Source organism: Azomonas agilis, from assembly GCF_007830255.1.
Lineage (GTDB): Bacteria > Pseudomonadota > Gammaproteobacteria > Pseudomonadales > Pseudomonadaceae > Azomonas > Azomonas agilis.
On sequence record NZ_VLKG01000004.1, the window covers coordinates 17,813 to 35,899 of the forward strand.

Here is an 18,087-nt window from a genome sequence, read left to right on the forward strand (position 1 = left end):
CTAATGGCTTCCAGCACACACTGGGGATTCAGGAGCTGAGCTACGAGCGCTCCACTCCTCCAAAGTGTAAGCATGGATAGCTAGGGCATGTATTTTTGACATCCAATGCCCCAAAGCTGCGTACACAACCCTATGCCTCTGCACAGGGTTTAGACCAACAAACTTAGGGCTAACCAGTGTCAATTTATAATGGGACTCATGGCCATTGGCGTGGCCATCGCTTTCATCGACCAGATCAATATACTGTGGGTTAAGCGCCTGTAGTGCCGAGAGCAGATGTTCACGCCGAGACATAATGTTTCTCCGTTACTTTTTCTTAGGACTCAGCTCAAGCACCATCTCATCTAGCAACTTATTAACCTCGGGGGCAATACCCTCCAAGCGGCTTTGGGCCATTTGTGCTGAACGATGATTTAATTCAGGCAAGCGTGCCAACATCTTGCGCCCCAAATCAGACTGGTAGAAATCCACCATTTGTTTTAGTTCTGACTCGGTGAACTCGTCCATGTACAACTTAACCAGACTGGGCTTTAACTGATCCCAACCAATGGCTTTATCCAAGGTAGCATTCGCTTTAGCCTGATAGCGCTCTAACACAACACGCTGATTATTGGCCGCCTTCGCTTCCGCAAAACCTTTAGCAAACATCTGCTGCACTTGGGCATATACTGGAGTAGCAAGATGCTGTGCATTGGTCAAGGTTAATAAACGCTCTGCATTGGCCGCATGGTTAGCAGCATCAGCCTTCACTTGCACACTAAACAGAACTACCAATACAGCAATAAGACTCTGCTGGATAACACGCATAACAAAACCCTAGGGGACAAAGACTGCATTGTGCGCTTACCCCTTGTTAGGCTCAAGGTGAATACGGAGCCTAGATACCCCGACTGAAGGAGAATAATCATGGTCCGCATTGAAAGCGACAGTCTCGGTACGGTGGAAGTCTCAGAATATGCTTACTGGGGAGCACAAACCCAGCGCTCGTTGAGTAACTTTGTTATTGGTGATCAATGCATGCCTTTGGAGGTCATCCACGCCCTAGTACTGATCAAAAAATCAGCCGCTCGCATCAATGCCCGCTTAGGACTCATCCCTCCACAGGTGGCTCAATTGATTGAGCAAACCACAGATGAAATTCTAACGGGCCAACATGACACTCAATTTCCACTCCTAGTTTGGCAAACCGGTAGTGGTACTCAAACGAATATGAACGTAAATGAGGTGATTGCAGGTCGCGCTAACGAGATAGTGACTGGCGAACGCGGGGGTAAAAAACCGGTACACCCCAATGACCATGTAAATTTTGCTCAAAGCTCAAATGACTGCTTCCCCACTGCGATGCATATCGCAGCCGTGAGAGCTATACATCATCACTTACTGCCCACATTGGCTGAATTGATAGAAGGTTTAGATGCCAAGGCCACGCAGTATAAACACCAGCTAAAAACAGGCCGCACCCACTTGATGGATGCAACCCCCATTACCTTTGGCCAAGAGCTGTCGGCCTTTGTCAGCCAACTGAAGGGATCTGAACAAGCCATTCAACGAGCACTCACTCCAGTCTATGAGTTAGCTCAAGGAGGCACTGCTGTGGGTACAGGGCTTAATGCCCCTCTTGGTTTCGGGGAAGCCATCGCCCACGAGCTGGCCATGCTTACCGGTCTCCCCTTTACTTCCGCGCCTAACAAGTTTGCAGCTCTAGCAGGACACGAACCGCTGGTTAATCTATCAGGAGCGTTAAAAGCGCTAGCAACTACTCTGATGAAGTTGGCAAATGACCTACGGTTACTGGGTTCTGGCCCGCGCGCAGGATTTGCTGAAATCCGCTTACCTGCTAATGAGCCAGGTAGCTCCATTATGCCGGGTAAAGTGAACCCAACCCAGTGTGAAGCCCTATCTATGGTGGCCTGCCAAATTATGGGAAATGATGCAGCGCTTAGCTTTGCGGCAAGCCTAGGCCAGCTTCAACTCAACGTCTTCAAGCCCGTTATTATTTACAACTTACTGCAGTCCATCCGACTGCTAGCGGACAGTTGTCACAATTTTAACCTGCATTGCATTGAGGGAATGGAGCCTGATCCTAAAAAAATGGAGGAATATCTGGAGCGCGGCTTAATGCTGGTCACCGCACTCAATCCTCACATTGGCTACGACAAATCCGCCGAGATTGCCAAAAAAGCCTACGTTGAACACCTAACATTGCGAGAGGCAGCCCTACAGTTAGGATACCTAAGCGAACAGCAGTTTGATCAATGGGTGCGGCCTGAAAAAATGCTTGAAGCGGGACAATCTGGTTAACCCATGCTGTGTGCTGTTACCAACACGGCTGAGCCAAAAGCTCAGCCGTTAATAAACATCCCAAGACTTTAGTGGTTGTTTTTTAGCAGACCGTTAGAAATTAGTACTGCTAAACACTGATTATGTTTCTCGGTTAAACGTAGCATGTCTGGGCCTGCAAATTCCGGTAAGGCAAAATCGCCTGATAAAGCCATAGCTTTCATCAGCTCATAGCGTGGAATAATGGGGACATTCATACGCTGCGCCAAACTAAGCAGCATTGATCTATACTGCTGATAGTGCGGATAGCGCTCTTGACGTGGAAACCAAGGCAAGTCCATCAAAGCTACATCAATACCTGCAGCCTTAGCTTGCTCTATGCCCTTTCGTAATACTCTGGCCAAACGGTCTCGCCCGGTATTGACCAACATATCCATAACCACCGTATCCCAAATCAATAAAGTAGGACGCTCCTCTAAAACATCTTCATCCAAACGCTGGAGCATATCGTAAGCAGTCTGCCCACCAATCCCCTTATTCACCACCACAACTTTATAAGTAGGCAAAGCATCTTGTAGCTCCTGAGCAAGCGCGGCTGGATAGCTGCCATCGTTTGAGTCCGGCCCAGCCCCTTCAGTAGTCGAAGACCCTAAAACCACAATTTTTAGTGCATTGTGTTCTCTAAACTCACGCGCTGTAGTAGGAAATGAAGGCTTAAAGGTTTCCTCTGCTTTTCCTAACCAATTACGACACTCATAAGCAAAATCAACATCGCCTGACTCAGCCGCAACCACTGCACCACTAAAAAAAACTGATGCTAATACTAAGGCTTGGACAGCACAGGAGCTAAGGGCAAAGTACGACGCGCCCCTCCCAACCCTGGCAGTGATTGATACCATGACAGAAAGGCTCCTAACCCAAACAATAAGGTGCCGCCAGTTATACAAATAATAAGCTGCATCTCAAGACTATAAGCGGTTTCTGCCATCAAAATCTGGCCCATAATGGATAAAACCGTTCCAACACAGAAAACGGCCAAAGAATGTCGCCCCATGCTGGCTAAACCTCGGCAGACCCAAGAGCGTAAAAACAAAGCGTGGCTTGATATCAAGCTACAAAAAATCCAAACTAACGCTAAAAGATGGACAATTCGCACCACGGATTGATTCATTTTATCATTACTTAAATGAATAACATCAACCCAGTGCTCAAACAACGGCCAATTTAAAGAGCCCATTGTGTAGGTTTTAATAAACCCCAATCCTAATACTACAAGTATGGCAAGCGCTGTTAATAATCGGGATTTAATTAATATATATCCTTGATCCATAGCATGGCCGATCAAAACCCCAAAAGTAAAAACCAACTGCCAAGCCAAAGGATTAAAGAACCAGCCACCTCCAAAACGATCAGGAAAATTAAGGCTCCAATGTACTGCTGCTTGCCAAATGCTTAAAGAAACCAACAACCCAAAAATAGGATGAATACGAACTAACCAATAAACCAATGGAAATACAGCAAGTAGCACTATGTATAAAGGTATGATATTCAAAAAGCTGGGCTGATAGACTAAAGTCAAAACATCTAATAATGCACTGACAGGATCAATCAGAAACGGCTGAATGTTGATTACCTCAACATAAAGGGGGTTTTGTGTTTTGCTAATAGCAAAGAATATAACCCCGCAAGCGATTAAAAACACCATTAAGTGCGCAACATACAAAGTCCAGACCCGTGCAACAATCCGTAAAACACCTACAGCTAATCCACGCTGATTAATAAGACGACCGTAAGCCAATACCGCAGACACTCCTGCCAAAAGCACAAAAACCTCTGATGAATCTGAGAATCCAAAATAATAAGGTGTATATTGAGATATAATATTGCCCGGCATATGGTTAATAAATATAATTAACAATATCAAACCACGAACCACATCAATTCGTAAATCCCTAGCAGGTTTATTAACAGTAGCTTCCGGCAGGCTTTTCATAAAATACACACTATTAAATAAAAAATCGAAACCTTAAATTAACCAGCCTAACAGCCCTAATCAGGCTGGTCTTAAGATATTAAAACGGCTTAACCACCACCAAAATAACTATAACCAATAAAAACAATACGGGCACTTCATTAAACCAACGATAAAAAATATGCCCTTGTGTATTATTTTCTTGTGCAAACTTTTTGACCATCTGCCCACATATAAAGTGATACCCTAATAACAATGCGACTAAAAGCAGCTTTATATGCAACCAAACCCCCATCGAAAAAAAAGCAGGGTTTATTTTCACAATAGCCAAACCAAAGACTAGGGTAGCGATCATAGAAGGCATCATAATCCCCCTATATAACTTGCGCTCCATAATGCAAAAACGCTCACGGCTTGGCTTATCTTCAGCCATCGCGTGGTACACGAATAAACGAGGTAAATAAAAAAGCCCAGCAAACCAGCACACCATGGCAATAATGTGTAATGCTTTTAACCAAAGGTACAGCATATCAGAATCCTTATACATTCATCTGTAATAAACCAGGCACAAAGAATGCCTTGATTTGGTTTTTTCTGCTGTATTAATCCTTTTCAAAAGCCTTCTCTAAGGCATCATTTAAAGCCCGCAGTACCTTTACACGCGCAAAGCGCTTATCGTTAGCCTCAACCAAAATCCAAGGCACTTTATCGGTACTGGTTCGCTCTACCATATCTTCTACGGCATCAATGTAAGCGTCCCATTTTTCTCGATTACGCCAATCATCTTCGGTAATCTTAAAACGCTTAAAGGGAATTTCCTCCCGCTTTTTAAAGCGTTGATACTGTGTATCTTGGTCGATAGCCAACCAAAACTTAAGCAAGACTACCCCTGATCGGGTCAAACTCTCTTCAAAATCGTTGATTTCACTGTAAGCACGCAGCCAGTCTGCCGGGTCGATTAACTCCTCAACACGCTCTACCAAAACGCGCCCATACCAAGAGCGATCAAAGATGCTAAAGCGGCCGAGTGGCGGAATATGCCGCCAAAAACGCCACAAATAGGGTTGAGCTCGTTCTTCATCCGTTGGGGCACCAATAGGGACAATGCGATATTGACGCGGATCTAAAGCAGCCGCGACTCGTCTGATAGCACTTCCTTTACCCGCAGCGTCATTGCCTTCAAAAGCAGCTACCAACGCATGTTTCTTCATTCGTTTATCACGCATTAAGGATGCTAAACGAGCTTGTTCTGCTGCCAAGAGTTGGTTGTATAAACTTTTTTCTAAACTCTGCGTTAAATTGAGGCTATCAAGTAAGCGTTTTTGGTTCAGGCTAGAGACTAAGGGAGCTGTATGTGGCTGAGGTACGCGCCTTTGCTGGGTCTTTAAAGCCGCTTGTAGGCCATCTAACAAAATCCTACCCACTGATAGGCTGCGGTAATAATGATCTACCCCCTCGATCACATACCAAGGTGCGAAATCTCGGCTAGAACGTTGTACAACCCGTGCCCCATGTCGTACAAACCTATCGTAGATTTTTGACTGTTTCCAATCCAGCGGACTAATACGCCAACTGTGCAGAGGATCGTCTTTTAACTCTTTCAAGCGTGCATTCATCTGCCGCTTGGAGAGATGAAACCAAAATTTGAAAATCAGAGCGCCTTCATCACACAGCATCTGCTCCATAACCATGGAGCGATCAATGAGTTGATCCAACTCTGTATTATCAATATTGCCTTCAACTCGATTGTGGAGCATCTGGCTATACCAGTTACCGAAAAAAATCCCCATGCGGCCTTTGGGAGGTAACTGTCGCCAATAACGCCATGCGGGTGGGCGTGCTAACTCTTCATCGGTTGGCCAATCAAAGGTACTTACTTGAATTAAGCGAGGATCCATCCACTCATGCAGTAGCTTAACCGTCTCGCCCTTACCTGCCCCCTCAACACCATTAATGAGGATCAGAACCGGAAATCGAGCCTGTTGTTTTAATTCGTACTGCGCCTCTAATAAAGCCTCACGCAAGACGGGAACCTGCGTTTCAAAAATATGCTTATCAATGGCATGGCCTAACTCAGCAGACTCAAACATTAAAAACTCCTCAGAAGCCAAGGTATGACCCTCGACTAGCACACAAGGTTCAGTGTGCCACCTTAATGCAGAAATCAACCTAAGCACCAGCCTGGCGATCTAGCACGGGAATTTAATCACAGATTAATGAGTAAGCTGTAAGCGGCCTGCTTAGAACACACCAGCAGAACTAAGCTCTGAGGAAGAAATGGCTTTCTGACTTTCAAGCAGAAAAATAGGCTTCATAAAAGACAATAGGGCGGAGAAACTCCGCCCTATACTTCCATGTTCCCTTTATATCCTACAGTCAATCCTGACCACTCCAAATCCTTTATGGAGTCCTGATACAGTGAACTTTCCTGTTCACCCGGTTATCCCTGACCACGTTTTTAATAATAAAGATTTTATATGTCTCTGCAATGACAGAGATCACAGTTTTAAGGTTTGGCCAAAAGGCCCTAGCATCAATACATAAAATAATTAATCATATAAAACAATAACATAGATAAAAAGCCAATCCGTTTCCGACACAGCAATCAGCATTTTACCTACAAAAAATGTAGGGTTTTACCTACAAAAAAGAGCGTATTTATGTAGTTATAGATACAATAAAAGACATCTATTTAACATCACTTGCCTTGAAACCATGCCAGCTTGCTACGCAACTGAACCACTTCACCAATAATCAATAGAGTGGGAGCCTTAACAGGGTGTTGCGTAACCAGAGTAGGTAGCTCCATTAACGTACTGCATAATACCTTTTGGTCGGGGGTCGTTCCCTGCTGTATCAAAGCTACAGGGGTAGTCGCGGCTCGACCATGGGCTATCAGCTGCTGACAGATTTCTGGCAAGCCCACCAAACCCATATAAAAGACCAACGTTTGCCCAGATACACTTAATTCAGCCCAAGGCAGATTGCAGGTACCGTCCTTAAGATGGCCCGTTACAAAACGCACAGACTGAGCATAATCACGATGCGTTAAGGGAATACCGGCATAGGCTGCACAGCCACTGGCAGCGGTAATACCGGGAACGACTTGGAACGGAACTCCGTAAGCGGCCAGCTCTTCGATTTCCTCACCGCCTCGGCCAAAGATAAAGGGATCCCCGCCTTTTAGACGCAGCACTCTTTTTCCTTGCATAGCGAGTTGCACCAACTGCTGATTGATTTCCTCTTGAGGCAACGCATGTTCAGAGCGCTGTTTTCCCACATACAGACGATCCGCGTCACGCCGACAGAGATCCACAATAGCTGGGTTGACCAAACGGTCATACAGCACTACATCAGCCTGCTGCATTAAGCGCAGAGCCCTGAAGGTCAGAAGATCAGGATCACCGGGGCCAGCCCCCACCAGATAAACCTCTCCAACTGATTGATTTTTAACGCCCTCTAGCTTAGCCAAGAGCTGTTGTGCGGCCTCATCCAATTGCCCTGCAAAGACGCGCTCGGATATGTCGCTTTGAAACACTTCTTCCCAAAAAATACGGCGCTGCTTCACCTCAGGAAAACGGGCTTTCACTTGGGCTCGGAAACGTCGGGCAAGCTCAGCCAAGTGTCCGTAAGCCGCAGGGATCAAGGTTTCAAGACGCGCACGGACTAAACGGGCCAATACCGGAGCATCCCCCCCGCTGCTGACCGCTACCATCAAGGGAGAGCGATCAACAATAGCCGGAAAAATAACACTGCATAGGGCCGGAGCATCCACAACATTCACAGGAATTCCTAGCGCTTGGGCTTGGGCTGATACTTGAGTATTTAGCGGGCCATCATCCGTAGCAGCCACCACCAAACTACAACCCTGAAGGTCATCCACCACATAGGCACGGACATGCACCTGTCCCTGGTCTTGCAATAGCTCCTGCACAGCGGGCAGCACAGAAGGTGCTATAAGCCGTACCCAGGCACCCGCCTCAAGCAACAGGCGGGCTTTACGCAAAGCAACTTCGCCGCCGCCCACCACCAATACCGTGCGACCCCTGAGGTTATGGAACAGCGGTAAATACTCCATGCTTAGCCAATTACCTCTAAGCCACCCATATAGGGCTTCAGCACTTCAGGGATACGGATGGAGCCATCCGCTTGCTGATAATTTTCCAGCACGGCTACGAGGGTACGACCCACGGCTAAACCAGAACCATTGAGGGTATGCACCAGCTCAGCTTTTCCAGTTTCAGGGTTCCGATAACGAGCTTGCATACGCCGCGCTTGGAAGTCTCCACAGTTAGAGCATGAGGAAATTTCGCGGTATTTATTCTGGCTGGGAATCCAGACTTCTAAATCGTAGGTTTTGGTCGCACCGAACCCCATATCTCCAGTACACAGTGCCAGCACGCGATAAGGCAGCTCCAGCAATTGCAGTACACGCTCCGCATTACCGGTCAAAGACTCAAGGGCGATAAAGGACTGGCTAGGCTCGACGATCTGTACCATCTCGACCTTATCGAACTGATGCTGGCGAATCATGCCACGGGTATCCCGCCCAGAAGCCCCCGCCTCACTGCGGAAACAAGGCGTATGAGCCACGAACTTTAATGGCAGGGTTTTAGCATCCAGAATTTGATCCGCTACCAAGTTGGTTAAGGATACTTCTGCCGTAGGAATCAGATATAAATCGGCTTCTTGATCCCGCTGGATCTTGAACAGATCTTCTTCAAATTTCGGCAATTGGCCGGTACCCTGCAAAGCAGAGGCTTTCACCAAATAGGGTGTATAAGCCTCTTCATATCCGTGCTCAGTAACGTGCAAATTGAGCATGAATTGAGCCAAAGCGCGATGCAAACGGGCGATAGGGCCACGCATGACCGCAAAACGTGCGCCGGATAACTGAATGGCGGCATTAAAATCCAGATGACCTTGCTGTTCACCTAAAGCCACATGATCTTTGACCTCAAAATCAAAGGTACGCGGTGTTCCCCATTGGCGAACTTCCAGATTATCTGCCTCATCCTTACCCACAGGCACTGACTCATGGGGCAAGTTAGGCAGGTTGAGCATCAGCCCATCCAAATCCGATTGAATCTGATCCAGCTCACGCTTGGCGGAGTCTAAATCAGAACCCATACGATCCACTTCAGCCAACAGAGGGGCAATATCTTCTCCGCGCTGCTTCGCCTGCCCAATGCTTTTGGAACGGGCATTGCGCTCAGCCTGTAACTGTTCAGTGCGGGTTTGCACGGCTTTGCGCTGAGCTTCCAGCGCCTCGATGCGCGCAACATCCAAAACAAACCCACGGGTAGCCAGTCGAGCAGCAACCTCGTGCACTTGGGTACGCACCAGTTTTGAGTCAAGCATGGGGCATTCTCGTCTTATAAGTCAGCTAAGCGATAAAAACTACGGTTAGCTTATCAGTTTAGCGAGTACCTGCCCTAGATTGAATGCCGTTGCAGCGGTAGGAAGATTTAGAGGGGATTCCTGCAAATCCGACAGCAACCCTCTATGAGCTGCTGTCAGATTCAGTAAAGTGCACCAGCATTACAGATCAAAGCGATCCAAGTTCATCACTTTATTCCAAGCCTGCACAAAATCCTTGATAAAGCGTTCTTGGCCATCTTGCGCTGCGTAAACCTCAGCGACCGCTCGCAGCTCAGAATGTGAGCCAAAAATCAGATCCACCGAAGTGGCCGTCCATTTAGGTTGGCCTGTTTTACGGTCAGTGCCCGCATAAAGGCCCGGCTGCTGCTCAGATTTAGTCCATTGGGTAGACATATCCAGCAGGTTTACAAAGAAATCATTGCTTAAAACCCCCGGTTTAGCCGTGAATACTCCGTGCGGACTATCAGCACTATTGGCATTCAGTACCCGCATACCACCCACCAACACAGTCATTTCAGGTACCGATAGGCTCAGCATGCTAGCTCGCTCAATCAAACTTTCAGTCGGAGACATGGGGTTATTTTGAGCATAGTAGTTACGGAAGCCATCCGCCGTAGGCTCTAAGACCGCAAATGAAGCCACATCGGTTTGCTCTGCGCTGGCATCCATACGTCCGGGTTGGAATGGCACCTCAATGTTCATCCCTGCATCCTTAGCCGCTTTCTCGATGGCTGCATTGCCCCCCAATACGATGACATCGGCCAGTGAAACCTTTTTGCCGCCTTTTAATGAGCTATTGAAGTCTTTTTGAACCCCTTCCAGCGTTTTTAATACCTCAGCCAACTCTTTAGGGTTATTAGCCGTCCAATCCTTTTGCGGAGCCAAACGGATACGCGCACCGTTAGCACCACCCCGCATATCTGTACCTCGGAAACTGGCAGCAGAAGCCCAAGCGGTTTTTACCAACTCCGATACGCTTAAACCTGAAGCCAGAATCTTCATTTTTAGGCTGGCAATCTCCTCCGCATTCAATACGGGATGATCCAAAGCTGGGATAGGATCTTGCCAAATCAGCACCTCTTTAGGCACCTCTTTACCCAGATACCGTGCTTTAGGGCCCATATCTCTATGGGTTAATTTAAACCAAGCCTTAGCGAACGCCTGTTCCAACTCTTTCGGATTTTCCTTAAATCGCAGGGCAATCTTGCGGTAGGCCGGATCTTCCTTCAGGGCTAAGTCCGTGGTGAACATAATAGGCGCATGCCGCTTGGTTTTATCATGGGCATCTGGGACAAGATTGGCGGCTTGGTTGTTGGCAGGAATCCACTGAGTAGCCCCCGCAGGGCTCTTAGTTTTTACCCAATCAAAAGCAAAGAGGTTATCCAGATACTGGGTACTCCAAGCAACGGGTGTTGCCGACCAAGCACCTTCAAGGCCGCTGGTGATGGTGTCTTCGGAGTGGCCTTTACCGCATGTGTTTTTCCAGCCAAATCCTTGCTCCTCAATACCCGCAGCGGCAGGATCTGGGCCTAAACATTTTTCGGGGTTGTGGGCACCGTGGGCCTTACCAAAGGTATGCCCGCCTACGATCAGCGCTACAGTTTCCTCATCATTCATGGCCATGCGACCGAAGGTATCGCGAATGTCTTTGGCGGCTAACAGTGGATCAGGCACACCGTTAGGGCCTTCTGGGTTGACGTAAATAAGGCCCATCTGCACGGCTGCCAATGGCTTAGCTAACTCTCGGTTACCGCTGTAGCGTTTGTCATCCAGCCATTTAGTTTCGCTACCCCAGTTGACGCGCTCAGCTTCCCAATCGTCTATCCGGCCGCCGGCAAAACCGAAGGTTTTAAAGCCCATCGACTCTAGGGCTACGTTACCTGAGAGCACCATCAGGTCACCCCAAGAGATTTTGCTGCCGTATTTTTGCTTCACTGGCCACAATAAACGGCGGGCTTTATCCAAGCTGACGTTATCCGGCCAACTGTTTAGGGGCTCAAAGCGCTGTTGGCCACCATTAGCCCCGCCACGACCGTCAAAGATTCGGTACACACCGGCTGAGTGCCACGCCATCCGAATAATGAAAGGGCCATAATGGCCATAGTCTGGGGGCCACCAATCCTGCGGGGTGGTTAAAACTTGCTTGAGGTCTTGTTTAACCGCGTCTAAATCCAGCGTATTGAATTGTTTGGCGTAATCGAAGTGACTGCCGTAGGGATTTGAGGCTATTCCATGTTGCCTGAGCGGGGAGAGATCCAACTTATCAGGCCACCAAAATTGATTGGTAGTCATAGCCTTATCGGTTGCGGCGACAGAACCGGCGTGTAAAGCCAGTGATATCAGCGCAATAGCGGAAAAAAGGGGCGTTATTGTTCTAATCATATCGCTTACCTATCCTCACTTATTGTTGCCATTTTGTAGAGGAATACAGTCCCTACAGCCAAGGAAATCCGTTGGCCTATACTTTAGTTAAGTCGCAATTGTCGGGGCTGGAGGTAATTTAAATTTATAAGATAGATCAGAAAAACTAATAGCCTGATAAGGATGGGCAGGACAGGTGATGATGCCTTAGATCAGCACCCATCCATCCTCAGACTAATCAACCGCAGTTACAGGCATGTCCGCCGACAAGCACCTTGCTGATGTCCGTCTTTCTGGGTAAAGACTCTGTGGTGTGCTTATTTTCAGTCGCTTTCAGGGCTTCAATGTAGTCTTGAGGCAAACCACAAGCCACCGCACCCGCCACGATGTAATCCACGTAACCGCTACTTGGGAGCGTGGTTTGCCCTAAGGTGGATTTTTTGTAGGTAAAGACCGAATAAGTCTTTCCATCTTCACCGATCACTTCTACAGGAAACTGAAAATAAGGGCCGGTTCCATCTAAGCGAGCACCCTGACAGGCATCTAAATAGTCCGCGTCGCTATAATTAACCTTGTACAGCACGCCGTACACTTTATCGCCGGGAGACTCCACCACACTTTCTAAACCACCGTCCCAGCGATCGGCATAGCCAAAAAACTTGAGGGCATATTCAGGTAGGTGAGCCACCATAAAAACCTTGGGTTCATCGCAACGTGATGAAATCTGTTCAGGGTTCATGTCTGGGCCATAAGCAAAATACAACAGGTGATCATCGAGAGCATCGCCCATAAAAACTCCTTATTCATCATTGAGGGTAAGCGTTGAGATATTCAGTGCGCCGCTTCAGCAACTTCTTTAGGCAAGATACGAATCTTCAATGCCGCTCTGGAGCCATTCAGCTCCTCAAATTCGGCTACTAGGCTGAGCTCCTCCAGCTTCTTGTTGAGCCAGCGCGGAACGTGGCCACATAAGACCTCAAGCTCTTGGAATCGAGTATTTTCTAAGAAGGGAATCAACAATTGTTGAGAGTTAAAGTGCTCGTGCTTGGCCAGAGTGCCTTCAAGATCGAAGCGATATAGACCTTCTGCCACGCATTCAGGCTGTGGGAGCTGGGTTGCGTTGTCTGAGCAAGATGAGGAGCGTTTCTTTCTTCCACCCACTCCACCGCCACCACAACAACTGGCGAGGGCTTCTTCAGCTAAGCGTTTGGCTTCAGCTGCTGCTTCAGCTAACTGCTTCACCCAACTGGGATCATTCTGGGCCACTTGGTTGAGCTGCTCTTGCAAATCGCCTTTGGACTTCCAAGTGGTAAACCCCATTTCCTCTTGCAGGATGGAGTACAGCAAACCCCGTACTTCAGTTGAGAGCAGGATTTTACAGCCCTCTAACTCAGCTACCGCCGTGTACAGGACATTTTTAACAGCCGCTATATCCATCTCGGCAGAGATATTTATGGGAACTTGCCGCGTGAGTTGCCACAAAGCTTCCTGTTCACGCTCATACAGATGGAGGCTTGCACCTGCATACAGGCCCGCCATATTTCCGTTGGAATCCACACATACCGCAATTTTCATAGAGGCCTCGTATATCCAACCTGCTCGTATCATTAAAAAAGTGTATTCAGCCTACAGGCGCGAGCGAATGCACAAAACGACACATGGATAGCTCAAAGGACAACACCGAAACCTCGGTGCTGCCCAGCCACACAAGAACTACAAACCCTAAACGATCCTTACCAAACGTTTAGCAGCCACTCTTTGTTTTTCTTGTGCTCCATATCAGCGAACAGCAGGTTAGCCATTTGCTCAGCCAACCAAATTGCACCGCCATAGCCTACGGTGGGGTAACGGTAGAGACCGGCACGATCGTAGGTTGGGAAGCCAACGCGCAACATGGGGATGTTGTAGTCGATGGAAATGAAGCGGCCTTTGGAGTGACCCAGAATCAGATCCAGCTCCAGCCCTTCATTTTTAATGCGGTTTTCCAGCTCCCAGAAATCCGCATTGGTGATGATTTCCATATCGAAATCGACATTTTCTTGGATGGCTTTGATACGAGCGTCATCCACATACTTGCTGTTGTCATCGCCCAACAGCAGCAGTACAGGCTTCATCTCTAAGTCCAAGCAGAACTCAGCCAGACCAATCACCAAGTCAGCCGCACCGTAGATGGCTACACGCTTATCGGCCAAGAACATGTGGGTCAAATCGGTCAGCGCATCAATGGCCACACCACGCTCACGAGACAAAGACTCAGGGATAGGTTTGCCCGTCACTTTGCGCAGGTTTTGCAGGAAGGTATCGGTGTTACGGATGCCAATTGGAGTTGGGCCAATCACCGCAGGAATCTTGAATTTCTTTTCCAGATACTCAGCAGCCTTAGTGCCTTCGTAGCGGTTCAGTGCGAAGGTCGCTTGGGCATTGCCGGTATCAATCAGATCTTCAATGGTGGTGTTGCCGTGGGAAACCGCACTGCCATCGGGCATAACCGGAGAGTCGAAGCTTTCGATCTCAAACAGCACGTTAGCTTGGATGTCCATTTCCTTGAGCAGGTGTTTCAGCTCTTTGACATCACCCGGATTCACCCAGCCGGTCAGCAAGTTGATTTTTTCGCTAGGCGTGGTGCGTTTAGCAAAGTGCTTAACCACGTCACGCACGGCTACATCGTAGCCGCTGATCATGCTACCCACGAAGCTCGGAGTGTGCATGGCGATCAGGTGTACTTCCCGATCGGGATACTTCTCAGCCAGCAGTTCGTCCTTGAGCTTGCGGATCACCCCATCCACGTCATCACCGATGATTTCGGTAGAGCAAGTGGTGATGATAGGGATCACTTTAACGTGCGGATAACGAGCCAACAGCACATCAACCGCTTCTTCTACCCGTCCGCACGCACCGAATACAGCGCCGTCTTCGTGCAGCGAGGAGGAAGCCAGCTCAAAACTTTCCTTGTAGTGCTGGGAGAAAATCAGGCGTACGAACATGACGCAGCCTTGTCCGCCGTGCACGATACCAATGCAGTCCTTGATGCCGATACTGACAAACTGAGCACCGGCCGGCTGGCAGGTAAAGATGGGATTGATCGTGCCAACCCGTCCTTTTTCCTTAACTTCGCAGGACATAATCAAGTCCCCTCTTAATAGTGTTTGTCAGTCAGCTCTTCGTTCAACGAGCCGGTAATGGTCAGATAGTCGATGCGGTCTTTCAGTCCTTGCATCACTGAGGCAATTTCGTCCTTGGACAGGCCGTTGATCCAAGGGTAATGAGCCCGAAAATCCTCAGCCATACAGACCGCATCCACCCAATAAACGCGATCATGAGGCGTACTCAGATCTACGGGCTCACTGCACAGCAGCTCTTTGGTTTTCTTCAGAATTTCTGCATTCTGGCGCTCACGATCCCAAGAGCGGGAGTGAAATTGCCAGAGGCAGTTTTTCATAATGAAGTCGGTCAGCTCGTCAATCTGTGCATCCATAGGATGCACAGGAGCTTCGACCTTCTGTTTAACTACCGCAGCAGAGGCGGAAGCGCTTTTCATGGATCATCTCCTCGGCTGGACGTTAGCTGGCTTTACGCTCGAATGTGGGGTACTCGCGCTCACGCAGCTTGGTCACGCTGTCGAATCCGCCGCTGTACTGGCGCAGGGTGGTGGAATTGCGCACTTCGTCACTCAGCACACTATCGGACAGCATGCGGCTGGTACTAAAGCCGGTATTCCAAACAGGTGCGTCATCTTTAGTGATATCTACGCCCGACAGTTGGTGAATCGGGGAATAGATGGCGTTGTAGATGTCGCGCGCGAAACGTACCCAACCTTCGAAGCCTTTGTACGGACCGTTGTGGTAAGCATGGGCGTTCAGGTAAGGAACACGCACTTTCTTAGCCACTTCGCCTGGACGCTTGCCGGTGAAGATGATGTCAGGCTTGAGCATTTCCAAAGCCTCTAGGCCTTCCAGCTCGTTCGGGTCGTCGATGGCCAAAGTGCCTTCCTGAACCCGTGCGATGCCTTTTTCCATGTCGCCTTGGTGACCGAACTTGGTGTATACCGATACCACTCTGAGGCCCATTTCTTCCTCAATGCAGTGAGCCCAGTGCCACAGCTTAGAACCACCTGGCCACAGGCAGACTTTCTTGCCCATCAGGCGCTCTTTGTACCAGTCCAACTCAGGCTGCCAACGCGCGATTTCTTCGTCGATGATGGCCTTAGCGCGGTCTTCGATACCGAAGAACATACCGATTTTACGCAGGGAGTCCGCCAGCGGTTTGAAACCAAAGCCGTCGATATCCAAACGTGGGATGTCGTAACGAACGCGCAGTTCGTTAGCGATGTACTCCGCAGAGCGAGCACACTCCAGTACGTTCAGTTGGGCTTTGTGCATGGCACGCAGACCATCGTACGAACCGTTACCGGTGAAGGTGGACAGTACTTGAATCCCCATGCGCTTGAAGTAATCAGTCATTACTTCTTGGTCGCCTTGGATGTTGTACTCACCGACGTAGTTCATCACGTAATCGCTGGTGATTTCGGGTTCAACCGTACCTACTTTTTGGTTGATCCACGCGATGTTGATTTTGTGGTGACCACCAGACTGGCTGGGGCCTGCGAAACCGGGAGAGTTACATACGAAGATATCGACTTCGGGCAGCTCTTCCATCACTTCAGCCGCTATCGCATTGATGTCATCACCAATCAGCGCTGTGGCGCAGGTTTGGTAAATGGTCATCCGCTTGATTTGCGGGAACGCTTTGAAGGCTTCAAGGATGTTTTGCTTCAGCAGCTTCTCAGCACCGAATACGATGTGCTTTTCCTTCACATCCGTAGCGTAGGTGTACTTGAGCTGGAAGTTGTCATTGTCACTGATATAACGCTTGGTTTGCCAAGTGTCATAGGTGCAACCTACAGGGCCATGACTGATGTGAATTACATCCTTCATGGGAGTTCCGATGACGTGCTTAGCACCGCAGTAGGCGCAACCACGCTCGGAGATAGAGCCGGGGATGGTGTTCAGATATCCCTGAGGCAGGGCATCAGCCAGAGTCTCGCCTTTGCCTTTGATGACCGCGTGCTGCTTGCGCTCAGGAATAACCTTGCTGCACTCAAACTCGTGAAGCGGCATAACGCATCTCCTTTAATAAAGAGTGGTAAGTGAGCAGGTAATCAGTCAGCGATGCCGTACTTAACAACCATCTCTTCCAGCTCATCCATGGTCAGCGGCTTAGGGATAACGAATTGCTCGTTTTCGATGATTTTACGCGCCAGCTCACCGTATTCCTTGGATTGATTTTCTTCAGGGTTCAGCTCAGTAACGGTCTTTTTGTTGAACTCAGCTTTCTGCACGATGTTGTCGCGAGGCACGTAGTGGATCATCTGGCTGCCCAGAGCCTCCGTGAACTCCATCATCAGCTCCAACTCACCGTCTACTTTACGGCTGTTGCAGATGATGCCGCCCAGACGCACACCACTTTGCTTGGCGTATTTCACCAAGCCTTTGCAGATGTTGTTGGCCGCGTAGATCGCCATCATTTCGCCAGAAGCTACGATGTACACTTCTTGCGCTTTACCGTCACGAATGGGCATGGCGAAACCACCGCACACTACGTCACCCAGTACGTCAAAGAACACGAAGTCCAGATCCTCAGTGTAGGCACCGTTTTCTTCCATCAGGTCAATGGCCGTGATTACACCACGGCCAGCGCAACCAACACCTGGCTCTGGGCCACCAGACTCAACGCACTGAATGTCCATAAAGCCGACTTTAATCACGTCTTCGTTGGTGATTTTTTCCAGACCACGGTCACGCAGCATGTCCATCAGGGTTTCCTGAGGCTTACCACCGAGGATCAAACGGGTGGAGTCTGCTTTAGGATCGCAGCCATGAATAAATACTTTCTTATTATGGAAGTAAGCCAGAGCAGCGGCTGTATTTTGGGTAGTGGTGGATTTGCCAATACCGCCTTTTCCGTAGATAGCTACTTTGCGAGTCATATGAGTACAGCTCCTCTATTAAAAACTCATCAAGAACACATGAGACATTGTCCGATCATCACCTGAACCGGAGTGATGCTCAGCCAAATTAACTTGGTGACGTTTT

Annotated in this window: 16 protein-coding genes; 1 reads left to right on the forward strand and 15 read right to left on the reverse strand. The window is 48.7% G+C overall.

The annotated features are described in order from the left end of the window. Complete coding sequence (locus LX59_RS06420; RefSeq protein ID WP_144571028.1) at positions 1-294, reverse strand: BolA family protein; 294 nt, start codon at positions 292-294, stop codon at positions 1-3. A 12-nt stretch (positions 295-306) separates the two neighbouring features. Continuing rightward, positions 307-807 (reverse strand): DUF2059 domain-containing protein, encoded by a 501-nt coding sequence (locus LX59_RS06425; RefSeq protein WP_144571029.1) that lies wholly within the window; start codon positions 805-807, stop codon positions 307-309. 99 nt (positions 808-906) lie between these two features. Here LX59_RS06425 and LX59_RS06430 point away from each other — a divergent pair, with 99 nt between their 5' ends. After that, positions 907-2,301 (forward strand): class II fumarate hydratase, encoded by a 1,395-nt coding sequence (locus LX59_RS06430; protein ID WP_144571030.1) that lies wholly within the window; start codon positions 907-909, stop codon positions 2,299-2,301. Between the two features lie 68 nt (positions 2,302-2,369). Here the strand turns inward: LX59_RS06430 and LX59_RS06435 are convergent, their stop codons facing one another. The 13 genes from LX59_RS06435 to nifH form a co-directional block, all read right to left on the reverse strand. Next, positions 2,370-3,074: an SGNH/GDSL hydrolase family protein gene (locus LX59_RS06435; RefSeq protein WP_170234341.1), complete on the reverse strand. Its 705-nt coding sequence runs from the start codon at positions 3,072-3,074 to the stop codon at positions 2,370-2,372. A gap of 29 nt (positions 3,075-3,103) precedes the next feature. Further along, positions 3,104-4,273 carry an OpgC family protein gene (locus LX59_RS06440; protein WP_144571032.1) on the reverse strand — a complete coding sequence of 390 codons (1,170 nt, stop codon included), beginning with the start codon at positions 4,271-4,273 and terminating at the stop codon, positions 3,104-3,106. 79 nt (positions 4,274-4,352) lie between these two features. Beyond that, entirely contained in the window at positions 4,353-4,781 is a 429-nt protein-coding gene (hemJ, locus tag LX59_RS06445; RefSeq protein WP_144571033.1) for a protoporphyrinogen oxidase HemJ, read from the reverse strand. Between the two features lie 73 nt (positions 4,782-4,854). Then, positions 4,855-6,342: a polyphosphate:AMP phosphotransferase gene (gene pap / locus LX59_RS06450; RefSeq protein ID WP_144571034.1), complete on the reverse strand. Its 1,488-nt coding sequence runs from the start codon at positions 6,340-6,342 to the stop codon at positions 4,855-4,857. A gap of 608 nt (positions 6,343-6,950) precedes the next feature. Beyond that, positions 6,951-8,330, reverse strand: a complete 1,380-nt coding sequence (gene cysG, locus LX59_RS06455; RefSeq protein ID WP_144571035.1) for a siroheme synthase CysG — start codon at positions 8,328-8,330, stop codon at positions 6,951-6,953. A 2-nt stretch (positions 8,331-8,332) separates the two neighbouring features. After that, complete coding sequence (gene serS / locus LX59_RS06460) at positions 8,333-9,613, reverse strand: serine--tRNA ligase (RefSeq protein ID WP_144571036.1); 1,281 nt, start codon at positions 9,611-9,613, stop codon at positions 8,333-8,335. A 180-nt stretch (positions 9,614-9,793) separates the two neighbouring features. Beyond that, positions 9,794-12,016 (reverse strand): catalase/peroxidase HPI, encoded by a 2,223-nt coding sequence (katG, locus tag LX59_RS06465; protein WP_144571037.1) that lies wholly within the window; start codon positions 12,014-12,016, stop codon positions 9,794-9,796. Between the two features lie 217 nt (positions 12,017-12,233). Beyond that, positions 12,234-12,785 (reverse strand): gamma-glutamylcyclotransferase family protein, encoded by a 552-nt coding sequence (locus LX59_RS06470; RefSeq protein WP_144571038.1) that lies wholly within the window; start codon positions 12,783-12,785, stop codon positions 12,234-12,236. Positions 12,786-12,826: 41 nt separating this feature from the next. Beyond that, entirely contained in the window at positions 12,827-13,570 is a 744-nt protein-coding gene (gene anfO, locus LX59_RS06475; protein WP_144571039.1) for a Fe-only nitrogenase accessory protein AnfO, read from the reverse strand. Between the two features lie 158 nt (positions 13,571-13,728). Beyond that, on the reverse strand, positions 13,729-15,117 hold the full coding sequence (anfK, locus tag LX59_RS06480) for a Fe-only nitrogenase subunit beta (RefSeq protein ID WP_144571040.1): 1,389 nt from the start codon (positions 15,115-15,117) through the stop codon (positions 13,729-13,731). A 14-nt stretch (positions 15,118-15,131) separates the two neighbouring features. Next, positions 15,132-15,533 (reverse strand): Fe-only nitrogenase subunit delta, encoded by a 402-nt coding sequence (gene anfG / locus LX59_RS06485; protein WP_144571041.1) that lies wholly within the window; start codon positions 15,531-15,533, stop codon positions 15,132-15,134. A gap of 22 nt (positions 15,534-15,555) precedes the next feature. Further along, positions 15,556-17,112, reverse strand: coding sequence for a nitrogenase iron-iron protein, alpha chain (anfD, locus tag LX59_RS06490; RefSeq protein WP_144571042.1), 1,557 nt, complete (start codon positions 17,110-17,112; stop codon positions 15,556-15,558). Positions 17,113-17,153: 41 nt separating this feature from the next. Beyond that, positions 17,154-17,981, reverse strand: coding sequence for a nitrogenase iron protein (gene nifH, locus LX59_RS06495; protein ID WP_144571043.1), 828 nt, complete (start codon positions 17,979-17,981; stop codon positions 17,154-17,156). Positions 17,982-18,087: the final 106 nt, after the last annotated feature.